The 13,927-nt window shown below is 55.0% G+C and carries 9 protein-coding genes and 1 tRNA gene; 4 read left to right on the top strand and 6 right to left on the bottom strand.

What is annotated here, in order from left to right; genetic code table 11:
* Positions 1 to 75 precede the first annotated feature (75 nt).
* Positions 76 to 2,886, top strand: coding sequence for an Rne/Rng family ribonuclease (locus KB213_RS08505; protein ID WP_211682186.1), 2,811 nt, complete (start codon positions 76 to 78; stop codon positions 2,884 to 2,886).
* 86 nt (positions 2,887 to 2,972) lie between these two features.
* Here the strand turns inward: KB213_RS08505 and KB213_RS08500 are convergent, their stop codons facing one another.
* A complete protein-coding gene (locus tag KB213_RS08500; RefSeq protein ID WP_249110420.1) occupies positions 2,973 to 3,320 on the bottom strand; it encodes a hypothetical protein in 348 nt (115 codons plus the stop codon).
* 39 nt (positions 3,321 to 3,359) lie between these two features.
* A complete protein-coding gene (gene xseA / locus KB213_RS08495; protein ID WP_211682184.1) occupies positions 3,360 to 4,931 on the bottom strand; it encodes an exodeoxyribonuclease VII large subunit in 1,572 nt (523 codons plus the stop codon).
* A gap of 94 nt (positions 4,932 to 5,025) precedes the next feature.
* On the opposite strand from xseA, the gene purD reads away from it, so the two are divergent.
* The gene (purD, locus tag KB213_RS08490; protein ID WP_211682183.1) at positions 5,026 to 6,255 is read left to right on the top strand and encodes a phosphoribosylamine--glycine ligase; all 1,230 of its coding nucleotides are present in this window, start codon (positions 5,026 to 5,028) and stop codon (positions 6,253 to 6,255) included.
* Between the two features lie 203 nt (positions 6,256 to 6,458).
* Here purD and KB213_RS08485 read toward each other — a convergent pair whose 3' ends face one another.
* Genes KB213_RS08485 through polA form a run of 3 tightly spaced genes read right to left on the bottom strand, consistent with a single transcriptional unit; the run spans position 6,459 to position 11,510 of the window.
* Entirely contained in the window at positions 6,459 to 8,081 is a 1,623-nt protein-coding gene (locus KB213_RS08485; protein WP_249110419.1) for an ABC transporter substrate-binding protein, read from the bottom strand.
* 34 nt (positions 8,082 to 8,115) lie between these two features.
* Positions 8,116 to 8,715 carry an SCO family protein gene (locus KB213_RS08480; RefSeq protein ID WP_245642188.1) on the bottom strand — a complete coding sequence of 200 codons (600 nt, stop codon included), beginning with the start codon at positions 8,713 to 8,715 and terminating at the stop codon, positions 8,116 to 8,118.
* Positions 8,716 to 8,732: 17 nt separating this feature from the next.
* Entirely contained in the window at positions 8,733 to 11,510 is a 2,778-nt protein-coding gene (gene polA / locus KB213_RS08475) for a DNA polymerase I (protein WP_211682179.1), read from the bottom strand.
* Between the two features lie 52 nt (positions 11,511 to 11,562).
* Between polA and KB213_RS08470 the strand changes: the two genes are divergently transcribed.
* Positions 11,563 to 12,567 (top strand): alpha/beta hydrolase, encoded by a 1,005-nt coding sequence (locus KB213_RS08470; RefSeq protein WP_211682177.1) that lies wholly within the window; start codon positions 11,563 to 11,565, stop codon positions 12,565 to 12,567.
* 64 nt (positions 12,568 to 12,631) lie between these two features.
* Positions 12,632 to 12,708 (top strand) — tRNA-Arg (locus KB213_RS08465).
* Between the two features lie 51 nt (positions 12,709 to 12,759).
* Here the strand turns inward: KB213_RS08465 and KB213_RS08460 are convergent.
* A complete protein-coding gene (locus KB213_RS08460) occupies positions 12,760 to 13,710 on the bottom strand; it encodes a tyrosine-type recombinase/integrase (RefSeq protein ID WP_249110388.1) in 951 nt (316 codons plus the stop codon).
* Positions 13,711 to 13,927 lie beyond the last annotated feature (217 nt).

Genomic DNA, 13,927 nt, shown 5'->3' with positions numbered 1-13,927 from the left:
CCCGTCACCCCGCACAATCTGGCGCGCAGACCAGCCTCACTGAGCAGGCGGCCGCGCCATGGAGTTCAGCTTTCCATGAACAAGCGCATGTTGATCGACACCACACACGCGGAAGAAACGCGTGTCGTGGTCATGAATGGTGATCGCGTTGAAGACTATGACGTAGAAACATCGTCGCGCAAACTGCTTAAAGGCAATATTTACCTCGCCAAGGTCATCCGCGTTGAACCCAGCCTTCAAGCGGCTTTCGTCGATTACGGCGGAAACCGTCACGGCTTCTTGGCGTTCAGCGAAATTCATCCTGACTATTTCCAGATCCCCATTGCAGACCGTGAAAAACTCCTCAGCCTGCAAGAGGAAGATGCTGCTGAAATACAGGACAGCCCAGAGCCTGAACCACAACATAACGAAGACGACGACAACGCCGATCGTCGCCTTCCAGAAATTGTTGGCGGTGAGCACGATACCGGCGAAGAAAATGCCGCATCGCGCCGCACGGCACGCTTCTTACGTAACTACAAAATCCAAGAAGTCATCCGCCGCCGTCAGATTCTTCTTGTTCAAGTCGTTAAGGAAGAGCGCGGCAATAAGGGCGCAGCTCTAACCACATACGTCTCTTTGGCGGGCCGTTATTGCGTCCTCATGCCAAATGCCCTGCGTGGTGGTGGTGTCTCTCGCAAAATCACATCCGAGTCCGATCGTCGCCGCCTGCGCGATATTATCGCAGAACTCGAGCTTCCACGTGCCATGGCTATGATTGTCCGCACAGCGGGAGCCGGTCGCCCCGGCCCAGAAATCACGCGTGACTGCGAATACCTGCTCCAACTTTGGGACGATATTCGCTCCCACGCCCTTTCTTCCGTGGCGCCGACACTCATCTATGAGGAAGCAAACCTCATCAAACGCGCCATCCGTGATCTCTTCTCGAAAGAGATTGATGACATCATGGTCGATGGTGAGCAGGCATGGAAAAGCGCGCGTGAATTTATGCGCCTACTCATGCCGCATAACGCCAACAAGGTGAAGCTCTGGCAAAACCGTGGCCAAAGCCTCTTCGCACATTACAATGTCGAAGGGCATCTGGATGCCATGTTCTCACCAACAGCGCGCCTGCGTTCTGGTGGGTATCTGGTGATCAACCAGACCGAAGCCCTCGTCTCAATTGACGTGAACTCTGGCAAATCTACCTCTCAGCGAAATATTGAGGAAACCGCATTGCGGACTAACCTCGAAGCCGCTGAAGAAGTTGGTCGTCAGTTACGCCTCCGTGACCTCGCGGGCTTGATCGTGATCGATTTCATCGACATGGAAAGCCGCCGTCACAATGCACAGGTTGAGAAGCGCCTGAAGGAAGCCCTGCGCTCAGACCGTGCACGCATCCAAGTCGGGCATATTTCACATTTCGGCTTGCTCGAAATGTCACGTCAACGTCTGCGCCCTTCCATTGCAGAAGCCGTTCTATCCCCCTGCCCACATTGCCAAGGTACTGGCTTTGTCCGTGGCACAGACAGCGCCGCCCTGCATATTCTGCGTGCTATTGATGAAGAAGGTGCACGTCAGCGCGCTTCAGAGATTGCTGCCTATGTTCGTTCGAACATTGCGCTGTACATCCTGAACAACAAACGCGCATGGCTTACGGATATCGAAACACGCCACCGTATGCGCGTGGTATTCGAAGCCGATGACAACTTGGTTGCATCCGATATTCGTATCGAACGGATTGCTCCGCAGACACCTGCTCCGGCACAGCACCAAGCACCACGTCACGTCAAAACCGTTGACATTATTGAGGATGCAGCCCCCACGCACCGGCAACAGCCAGAGCATGAATCCGCTGTAGCTCCCCTGCCTATCGAGCGCCCTGCACCGGAAGCTCAACAGGAAAACACGTCCTATAACGCGGATTACAACGCCTCATTCCAAGGCGATGAGCACGATAACGGTAACGACCAAGGCCGTAAGCGCCGCCGTCGTCGCCGCAATCGCAACCGCCGTGACTACGAACAAGGTGAGCAAAACGACTTCAACTCCCGTGAGCACAGCTCACATGATGCGCAGCCCAATGAACAGCCGCGCGCTGCTGAACCAGCGCGTACTGCGCCAACCGCAGAGCAAGCTGATCCAGAAACTGGGTTAATTCCCGGCCGCCGTCGTACACGTTTCAAGCGCCTGCAAAAGGATAATGAAACCACGCCAGCAGAGGCACCCAAACCACAGCGTTTCGAGCAAGAAAAACCTAAAGCACCCAACCGCTCTTACGCAGGCCCCACCCCTGCAAATCCGTTCGGCGGCAGCTTTGATATTTTCGATGTCATCGAACAAGCTGAAATGTCTCAGTCCTCACGTCCGGCACCAGTACGCACCAGCAAACCGATCGCCATTCATGAACGTCCGGTTGAACGCCCCGTAGCACAGGCGATTGAGCCAGAATACGCGGCACAACCTCATGACCGTGAGCAGCCCGAACAGCACAGCGCGCCTGCTGCGGATGAATACGCCGCACCAAAGCGCGGTCGTGGCCGTCGCCGCAGAACACACACGGAAGAGGTAAGCGCCTCGCCTGTTGCTCTTGAAAACACAGCACCCGCCAGTGTTTCTCAAGACGCTGCATCGACTGCAGAGGCTGACGCCAAACCACGTCGTACGGTGCGCCGCCGCAAGCCAGCACCAGAAGACGCAGTGGCCGATGTACCGAGTGTAGACACATCAGCAGCATCTGATGACAGTGCCTCTAGCGCTCCGGCCAAACCTCGCCGTACGCGTGGCCGCAAAACGGACGCAGACGTAGTCACCGCTCCGACCACAGAAGAAGCACCGGCACTACAGCCTATCAACATTGATGACGTTGCCGTTAAGAAACCACGTGCAGGCTGGTGGAAGCGCTAAAGCGCTCCACCTCCCTTGTCGTGAACATACAAAAAAAGCCGCCCTATATTGGGCGGCTTTTTTTAGTGACCATCACAAGCAAGACTTTAACGGCAAACACTTCTCTGCCCATCTGCCGCAATGAACGTCCCTGTCAAAGCGTCAAAACACGCATTACGCGGGCAAGATGAAGACGCCATCTTCGGCTGGGGGTACACCACAGCTCCGGCTTGGTTCGCTTCCCGCAAAGCCGTACCGCAAAGAGGCGTATCCACGGCAGCAGACGGATCATTCTGTACCGTATTTCCCGCTGGTAAAGGCTCTGCACCGGGCACTAACCCTGGCGCAAAATCTTGGGGAGGTATCTTTGGTTGAACAGGCGCCGATGCTGGCGGCTGATCCGCACACGCTGCCAGAAGCGGCAAAAGCGCAAAACCCATTAAGACACTACGCATCATTTCTCCGCTTCCTCAAACATGCGCCATCCTTGACGCTTACAGTTCCAATTCCGTTTGCTGCCCCGCATCCAGGCGTAGAACATCCAACTTAGCCCCACGCTCCCCATCTGCAAAAGACAAAACCACCCGTCCATGCGCTGGCTGAGCATCCGCACTCGTCACAGGACGACCACGCACATCCTGCACCAAAACATAACCACGCCTTAAAACAGCATGGGGAGACACAGCCTCCAAATGCCGCCCAATGCCTTCCAAACGCGTACGCTGTAGGCGCAACGGGCCTGCCATCAGTTCAGGCGTTAAACGTAATCGCTCAAGCTTCAGTTTCCTACCTTGCTCAGCCTTTCCCCATGCGCCTTCAGCCGCTTGCCATGTCGAGGCTAAACGCGCTGTCGCCCGTTCAATCAACCATTGAGGTGCCGTTAACTGCCGCTGCGGAGCATTCAAAGCACCACGCGCCCGTTGCACAAACGCTGGCAAAGCAAGATCTAACCTCTGCCCACGCTCTTCAAAGCGCTGCCGAGCGGCTACGACCAAGCCCGGAAGATCTGGCAAACGCGCGACCACCTGATCATTTCGGGCACGCATTCTCTGCACGAAGGCTGGAAGTGCTAAATCCAACCTCTGCCCCCGATCATCCAAACGCATCCGCGCCGTATCCATAAGGCTCGGCAAATCCGGCAAGCGCGCTGCCACCTGCTCACTCCGCGCACGCGCAGTCTGAACAATACGACTTAATGCCCCCGCCAGACGCGCATTACGATGCGCCAAATCCGCCACCAAATCAGAGCGCGGAGGCACAGCCATTTCTGCTGCTGCAGTCGGAGTGGGCGCGCGCCGATCAGAGACGAGGTCAATCAACGTCGTATCCGTCTCATGCCCGACGGCAGAGATCACAGGGATCGGACACGCTGCCACGGCCCGAAGCACCCGCTCATCATTGAACGCCATCAAATCTTCAAGAGAGCCGCCACCACGCGCAACAATCAGCACATCAGGCCGACGCGCGCGCTGGCTCATCCCCTCAATAGCGGCCGCAATCTGTGCAGCCGCCCCTTCGCCTTGCACGGCAACAGGCCAGAGCAAAAGGTCACGCGGGAAACGCCGCGCAATCGTTGTATGAATATCGTGCAGCACCGCACCAGAGCGGGACGTCACAACCCCGACAAGTTGCGGGAGGAAAGGAATCGGCTTCTTACGCTCCTGCGCGAAGAGACCTTCCTCCAATAATTGCCGCCGCAACCGCTCAATTTTCGCCAGCAAAGCCCCCTCACCGGCGAACTCCATACGGTCAATCACTAGCTGGTAACTGGAACGCTCACCATAGGAGGACACACGCCCCGTCGCGATGACTTCATTGCCATTTTCCGGCACCATCCCAAGGCGAGACACGCTACCGCGCCAGATAACCCCCGAAATCTTCCCGCCATCATCCTTGAGGGACAGATACACATGACCGGAAGGATACCGCTTGAGCTCGGTCACTTCCCCGCGCACACGCACACGCGCAAAACCTGTTTCCAAAGTGCGTTTAATGGCACCAGAAATCTCAGAAACGCTAAATTGGGGCACATTTCCCCGTGCCGGGGCGCTCTCACTCTCCATCATTGCGCCAGTCTATGCTACGGACGCGAAAAGACGAAGCCCCATTACGGTAGCCCCCCCATGATAGGGCCACCCGCAGAGAAAAGGATAAAGTGACATGCGCGTTTTGCTGGTCGGCTCCGGAGGGCGCGAACACGCTCTAGCAACTTGCTTGGCACGTTCCCCACACCTCACCACGCTATACGCCGCACCGGGCAACCCCGGCATGGCCGCACATGCTACCCTTGTGCCCATCAAAGCAGATGACGTATCGGCACTTGTTGCTTTTGCGAAGGCTGAGAAGATTGATCTCGTCGTGCCCGGCCCAGAAGCCCCTCTCGTTGTTGGCCTCGCCGATGCCTGCGTTGCTGCGGGCATTCCCTGTGCTGGCCCCTCCCAAGCTGCAGCCCAACTTGAGGGCAGCAAAGCCTTCACCAAAGACGTTGCAGACGCAGCCGGCATTCCAACCGCCGCATGGGAACGCTTTGAAGATGAAGCCGCTGCTCTCGCTTACGTCCAGCGCAAGGGTGCCCCAATCGTCGTGAAGGCTGACGGTCTTGCAGCAGGCAAGGGCGTCGTCGTAGCGCAGAGCGTGAACGAAGCTGAAGACGCGATCAAAAAGCTCGGCATGCCATTGGTGATTGAAGATTGCCTCGTTGGCCGGGAAGTCTCCCTCTTTGCGTTCTGCTCCGATGATGACGCCGTACTGATCGGCGCGGCACGTGACCATAAGCGCCTTGGTGATGGTGATACCGGCCCCAACACAGGCGGTATGGGCGCGATTGCGCCACCACCAGTCTTTGACCGCGCAGCACAAGAACACGCTCTAGACCTCACCGTGCGCCCTATGCTGCGTGAAATGAACCGCCGCGGCACACCCTTCCGTGGCGTCATCTTCGCGGGTTTGATGCTGACCGAAACCGGCCCATCCCTCATCGAATACAACGTCCGTTTTGGTGACCCAGAAGCTCAAGCACTGCTGATCCGCTTAGAATCAGACCTACTTCCAGTTCTGGCGGCACTGGCAGAGGGTAAACTGGACAATGCCGAGGCCCGCTTTACCGATGAAGCCTCAATCTCGCTCGTCCTCGCCGCTAATGGCTACCCAGATGCCCCGAAAAAGGGCGGCGCCATTCGTGGGATTGAAGCCGCTGAGAGCGTTGAAGGCGTGTCCGTCTTCCATGCCGGCACAGCGTTGAGCGATGGTATTCTGGTCGCCAATGGTGGCCGCGTTCTCACCATCAGCGCCCGTGCAGCAACGGCAGAAGAAGCCCGTAAGCGCGCTTATGAAGCCGCTGATAAAATTGAGTGGGCCGATAAGATTTTCCGCACGGATATTGGTTTGTAAGAGACTGTCCTCAAGCCCTCAGAATATTCAGAATATACTGAGGGCTTAGAGTTCTTCAGCGTGCATTGCTTTTATTCTTTTTTGCAAAAAAGAACCAAAAAACTCTTATTTTTCAATAAAATTATCGCGCGATAAAGCACGCCAAATTTTCAAAAGTCTTTTTGCTTCTTTTTCTTCAGAAAAAGAATAACACCCCCACGGCATCACTGCACCCACACATGCGAAAACACCATGTGATCCAGCCACGTTGACGTATAATTCCCCAAACGGCGGGATACAAAATCCACCGTTTTCATCTGGATCATTGGTGCGCCCGGCATTTTCGCCATGATGTCCCGGCCCGCTTCTTCCCAAAGCGGGTTGGCCTTCGCAACCTCCACCTGCTCCCGCGCTTGATCCATCAAGCTTTGAATATGCTGGTCACAAAAACCTGTGAAATTCGGAGAGACGGACACATTCGGGTGGTAATTATCACACCCAAACAGATCATCTAGAAACGTCGAAGGCGATGGGTAATCTGCAAACCAGTAAGACAGCGCAATCTGCACATGGTTCGCTGTATTCTGCTCGTAACTATCGGCCAAACCAGCCGTAATAGGCCGTAATTGCGCGTTTAGACCAATCTGAGACAAAGCATTCCGCAGATACGTCCCCATACCAAGTTCAACCGTACGGTTCGGCACAACCAGCGTCACAGACGCCCCATCCGCTCCAGCCTCATGCACCAAGCGCCGTGCCTCAGCCACGTCTTGCGGGCAGGTCATACCCAAATCTGCCCCCGGAATCCCATGCGGCACCATTTGGCATAAGGGCTCAGAAATCGCACTCCCCCCGAATAAGATCGTCATGGCGTGGCGGTTCACCCCAAGACTCACGGCACGGCGTACACGCTCATCCGTAAAAGGCGCTTCATGGTTATTCATCGCCAGATAATACAGCCCTAAAAGCGGCTCTATATGCACCTGGCCCGTATATTTCGCACCAATTTCCCCTAAACGATCAGCAGGCTTTGCATCCAGCATCCAGTCATACTGCCCCTGCTCCACCGCGGTAACCTGCGCCTCATCCGACAAACCAAAGTCATATTGAATACGATCCACAAAACCATCGGTTTGCGCTTGCGGGTTCCACACATGGAAGAACGGGTTGCGCTCCAGCACCATGCCATGCTCTGGGTCATAATGCGTAAGGCGATACGGCCCTGTACCGGGCGCTGTCTGCATACCTAGGTCATGCAATGGCGTCGTCCGCGGGATAATCGCGGCATGAGGAAAAGCGAGTTTATAGGTAAATTCACCATCAGGGTGGATAAGGTGAAAAGTTATCACCCGTGTTTTCGGGTCACCGCTAACACCGGGAAGAAGGCAGCGCTCCGGTACCTTCAAACACTCAGCCGCCCCCTCGATATTTCCATAAAACGAGGCCGCCGTCGGGCTCCCCGCTTGAAAAATACGCCGATACGACGCGACAACATCTTCAACCTCTACGGGCGAACCATCCGAAAATTTCAGCCCGTCCCGCAGCGTCAAACGCCATGTAAGCCCATCTACACTGATCTGGGGCATCTCCTCCGCCAGATCTGGCACGACCTCCAAACCAACTTTTCCCGGCGCCTGCCGATACACAAGAAGCGGGTCATACATCACGACGAAGACCTGCATATACTGCGTGCCGTAGTTGATTTGCGGGTCCAGAGTACCGCCCGGCCCATCTGCCGTGAGGCGTAAAGTTCCGCCTCTATGGGGGCTGCCTAATGTTTGACCGTTCCAATCCAGCGGCAAGTGGTCTTGCGCCATAACCGGCACAGCACCACACAACACCGCCATGACTGCCAGACAGGCTAACCCCCAGCGCCGCATGTTAATGCGCCGCCCAGTGATCAATCTGCTCAATCCACGTGCTGTCATCCGTAGACGTATCAAGCATACCCGCATAATGGCTGCCCGGGTCCATCACCACAACCTGCGGGGCCTGCTCAAAATGCCCATCTTTCATCGTGTAAGGTGCATGATACAGCGCCGTCATGGCCCGGATCATATTTTCCGTGCCCATTAACGGCATGACATGCGGTGCGATAGGCAAAATATAAGCCTTCGCCATATCGGTCTCGATATTCGGGTCCAAAGACACAGCAATCACCGTTACGGGTAGGCCCTTGGCCACTAGCGCATTCCGCGTCGCCTCTAAACGCGTCAAGATCGGGCGGCTTTCATGCAAAGGGGTGCGCGCATCATAGAACCACACAAGCAACCAACGCCCGTGGAAATCCCCCTCAGAAACCGTGCTGTCCCCAAGAGAAACAAGCCGGAAACTCCCGCCCACAGCATTACCGTTAGACTGTACTAGCCACCCCGTCCCGCCATGTGACGCGATTTCAAAGGCGCCATATCCAACCGCCGCGGCCACCACAAAAACAGCCGCGACAAACCACTTGCTAATACGCATTTTACGTTGCGCCATAACCGACATCCCTCTTCTTAATGGGCCTCAGCCCAGCTCTGGCCAATGCCGGTTTCCACGTCCAACGCCACATCCAAAGACGCAGCCGCCATCATCTGCTCACGCACAAAACTGGCCAAAGCGTCCGCATCATTCTGCGCCACTTCAAACAGCAATTCGTCATGAACTTGCAAAAGCATGCGCGCCTTCAAGCCCGTTTCCGGCAATTTCTGCGCCAAACGCACCATCGCAGCCTTAATGATATCCGCAGCACCACCTTGCAACGGTGCGTTGATCGCTTGACGCTCCGCATAACCACGGCGCGCACCATTCTTTTCCTTAATGCCCGGCACATAACAACGCCGCCCAAACGGCGTCAGCACATAGCCATACTCACGGGCTTCTTCCTTGGTACGCTCCATATAATCGTGGATACCGGGGTATTTCGCAAAATATGCATCAATATATTTACGCGCCTCCCCCGGAGAAATCTGCAACTGCCGCGCCAAGCCATACGCCGAAATACCGTAAATAATGCCAAAGTTAATCGCCTTAGCGCGGCGACGCGTCAGAGCGTCCATTCCCTCCAAGGGGACACCAAATACTTCTGATGCCGTACGGGCATGAATATCTTGCCCTAAACGAAACGCCTCCAACAAAGGCTCAATCTTCGCCACATGCGCCAAAAGACGTAACTCAATCTGACTATAATCAGCGGAAACCAAAACATGACCGGGCGCGGCAACAAATGCCTTACGAATACGCGCCCCTTCTGCTGTACGAATGGGGATATTCTGCAAATTTGGTTCATTAGAGGACAAGCGCCCTGTCGTCGTCACCGCCATTTGATACGAGGTGTGAACGCGCTGGCTGCCTTGGTCCATCTGTTCCACCAACGCATCAGCATAGGTGGATTTCAGCTTAGCCAACTGCCGCCATTGCAGCACTTTCTGCGGCAAGTCATGTCCCTGCTCGGCCAGACTTTCCAAGACTGACTGATCTGTCCCCCAAGAACCGCTTTTCGTACGCTTGCCACCCGGAAGCTCCATCTCATCAAAGAGAATTTCACCCAATTGCTTCGGAGAACCTACGTTAAAGCTTCGCCCCACTTGCGCGTGAATATCCGCTTCAATCTCACGCATACGCTTTTCAAAGTCATCCGACATACGGCGCAGCTCAACAGCATCAACTTTGATGCCCGCATGTTCCATCTCAGTCAGAATACCAATGAGCGGACGTTCCATTTCCTCGTAAAGCGCCAATGCCTTACGCGTCCGCAAGCCCGGACGCAGAACCTCCCACAGACGCAGCGTAACATCGGCATCTTCTGCGGCATATTCCGTAGCCCGGTCCAACACCACCTGCGCAAACAGAATACGATTACGTCCCTTACCCGTTACATCATCATAACTGATCGGCGTATGCCCCAGATGCAACGCTGAGAGTTCATCCATCCCCTGCCCATGCTCACCGGCTGACTGTGCGTAAGACAGCAGCATCGTGTCATCAATAGGAGTAATGGTTTCAATACCGGCACGGCGGAAAACGGTCAGATCGTATTTTGCATTCTGAAAAACCTTCAGAACGCTTTCATCGGCCAATAAAGGCGCCAAACGCTCCAAAGCGGCCGTACGATCAAGTTGCATTCCTGTAGGCTGATCCAACGTCCCTTCATGGCCAAACGGCACATAACAGGCTTCCCCCGGGGCCACAGCCAAAGAGAGTCCAATCATCGTAGCCTGACGGGCATTGAGGCTATTTGTCTCAGTATCAACGGCCACCACACCCGTCTCATGCGCGCGCGCAATCCACTTGTCGAGCGCATCCATCTCCATGACGGTTTGATACCCCGTGAATGGACGCTGCACCGCAGTATCTTGTACAGCGGCCTCATTCTCGCCGGAAACCGCATCAGCCTTAGAGGCCGCCGCTTTTTTTACGGCAGGAGCCGCAGGCTTCATCCCCATACGCTGAATCGTAGAATGGAACCCCATTGATGCCAGCCAGTCCCGCAGCGTATCCGGCTCTACATCACGACAAACCAAGCCATCAATAGACTGCGGCAAAGGCACATCATCTGCCAAAAGAACCAATTGGCGGGAAATACGTGCCGCATCCGCATGCTCAATCAAATTTTGCTTACGCTTGGACGTTTTCATGGACGGAGCCGCCGCCAAAATCGCCTCTAACGACCCATGCTCCTTCACCAACTGGGCCGCACCTTTTGCGCCAATACCCGGCACACCCGGCACGTTATCCGTTGAATCGCCCATAAGCGCTTGTACATCCACCACCTGATCGGGGCGCACGCCAAACTTTGCTTCCACCTCAGCATCCCGAATAGGCTTTTGCTTCATCGGGTCCAGCAACTCCACACCGGGGCGGATCAACTGCATCAAATCTTTATCGGATGAAACAACAGTACAACGCCCGCCCGCCTCAACAACCGCCCGTGCATAGCTGGCAATCAAATCATCCGCTTCCCAGCCGGGCAGTTCGATCGATGGCACGTTAAAAGCCGCCGTTGCATCACGGATTAGGCTGAATTGTGGGCGCAAATCTTCCGGAGCCTCCGGGCGGTGCGCTTTATATTGAGGGTACAAATCATTACGGAACGTATGCCGCCCCGCGTCAAAAATCACAGCCAGATGGGTTCCAACATGGTCACGTAGCAAACGCGTCAACATATTGGTAAAACCATACACAGCATTGACCGGAACACCTTCCGGGTTGCTCATTGGCGGCAAAGCATGAAAAGCCCGGAAAATGAACCCAGAACCATCAACCAATACTAAATGGGGCGCTTCAGACGTCACCAATAACTCTCCTTACTCGCCCACATGGAATAGGCACGGCATATTGCGCCGGATGATAGGCGCTTTCCCGCGCGTTTCAAACCATACATCGCTCTTTGCCTGCGTAATGTTACTTACAGCCTGCACCAACCTACCACACCGCCCCAATCTACAGCCAACAGCACAAGAACAAGCCCTCGTACCGCCAAGCGCTTTTTTCAACGCGTCCGACCATGCCCGTATTCCCCTGCGCCTGTACCCAGCAGCAGGCACACCCCACGCCCTTATCCTCGCTCTGCATGGCTATGGCGACAGCCGCGACGCATGGGAAACAATCTCTCCTGCCCTCAACCAAGCTGGCATCACCATCATCGCACCAGACCAACGCGGTTTCGGCCAAGCGCCACAACGCGGAGACTGGAGCAACACAGAACGCATGGTAGAAGACGCACACGACGCTGCTCTCTGGGCGCATGACTACGCCCCGCACCTTCCCCTTTATATCATGGGTTCGAGTATGGGTGGTGCCGTCGCTCTTCTCCTCACCACAAGCCATCCGTCACCAACCATCACGGGCACTATTCTCTTAGCCCCTGCTGCGATGGATATTGCCCCCCCATGGCAGCAAACACTGGATCTTCTTGCCACTCTGGCACCACATAAACGGCTTGATGGCTCATCCGTCCCCGGCACACATATCGCCACGGACAACATCGCTGCTGCACGCCGTCTCTATTTTGATCCACTCACTATGCATCAAGCCACCTTTCACACGGTTGATGGCCTAACCCACTTGATGCGTAGCGCTTACCAAGCATCTCCGCACCTCACACAGCCCACACTTATGATCTTCGGTGGACAAGACCAATTCGTGCTGCCTCTTTACACAAGCCGCCTCATTAACCGACTTCCCACCAGCGTCCGACTTGATGAGATTCCCACCGGGCATCACCTCCTTGAGCGGGATCAACGCGATACCGCCAGAGATATTGTGTCGTGGATTTTTGCCCCTCAACAACCCCTCTCCTCCGGCGGTGACATCGCTGCGGCCCTCTGGAAAGCAACGGACACACACTAAAATCAACTCACTCGTCGGAAAGACCTTGGCAAAAGCCTCAGAACCGTCTATCGAAGCCCGCAAGGGACCCGTAGCTCAGCTGGATAGAGCGTTGCCCTCCGAAGGCAAAGGTCACGCGTTCGAATCGCGTCGGGTCCACCATACTTTTCAAAAATCGCTGTTTTCTGCCATTTATTGGTTAGGTTTGACACTTCACGAGTTCGGTTTGACAATTGGGTGCAGCCTTGACATTGCCGATTTCGCTAATTCCATCTGTTCCGCAGCACGTGTGTAGCGGGCTATTTCTGCTAAACTTCGGTGCCCCGTAATCGAAGCAATTTGATGCGTTGTGCATCCCGCTTCAGCTAGCCTTCGTGCTGCCGCTTTGCGCAAGCCATGCGGACTACACTCTGGCGATAGTCCAGCGCTAGCGCACCAATCTTTGAAGTGATTATAAAAATTATTCACTGACATTGGGCTACCTCTGTCCGTAGCCAAAAATGTTCCGGATACGTTCGGCGTCCATTGATCTAATTCGTCTTGTAGGTGCTGATGAATGGGAATAATCAACTCCGTCCCAGTCTTTTGCTGGCGGACATAAATTGCCTTTCCGGCAACAGCCTTCGGACCCATTTTAACCACATCGCTACGACGCTGCCCCGTATAGAGCAGTAATGCCAAAGCTAAACGCTCTCTGGTTCCGCTTGGCCACCGGGCTTCATACTGCTCGATCTCAGCATCCGTCCAAGAGTGAATACCTTCACTTTTAATCTTCAAACGAGGTACGCCTGTTGTCGGGTTACTCTCAGCCCATCCCATTTGAATGGCATGCTCCATGAGCATAGACAGTAGACGCAGCATTCGGTTGGCTGTGGTAGGCGACGCACTGTACTGGTTCATAATTGAACGTACATGCCGACTTTCCATAAGCATTACTGGATTGTTCGCGTAATTCGCCCCACGCATTCTTTCCAGCAAGCGCTTATAAACAGCCTGCGTGCTCGGCTCGAGTGCTTTGTAATGCGCGGTTGCATACCAAGTCTCGATAACATCACGCAGACTGCCTGAGTGCTTTCGCTGCACCATCACAGCAGCCTCAGCCTTGGCCCCTTGCGCAGCTGCCTGATACGCGGCCATAAAGTTGGGAGATTTCAAATCAGGCAAAGGAACAGTTTTTTGTCCCTTCTTCCTGAAATAGTACCGCACTTTACCATGCCTATCTTTGAAACGCTGGATGAATGGGAGCCGAAGTGTCGTCAAGTAAGCGCATCCCAAGGGTTAAACTCACCATGGGGGGCATGAATGTCGGAATGAGACATCTTACTCTCCAACCAACGGTCAAGTTCGCTCACTAAATACCCCCTTCGCCTCTCTGATAACG

Source organism: Neokomagataea anthophila (assembly GCF_018122595.1).
Lineage (GTDB): Bacteria > Pseudomonadota > Alphaproteobacteria > Acetobacterales > Acetobacteraceae > Gluconobacter > Gluconobacter anthophilus.
Note: the sequence above shows the minus strand (reverse complement) of the source record. Positions and strands in the feature narration are given on the sequence as shown.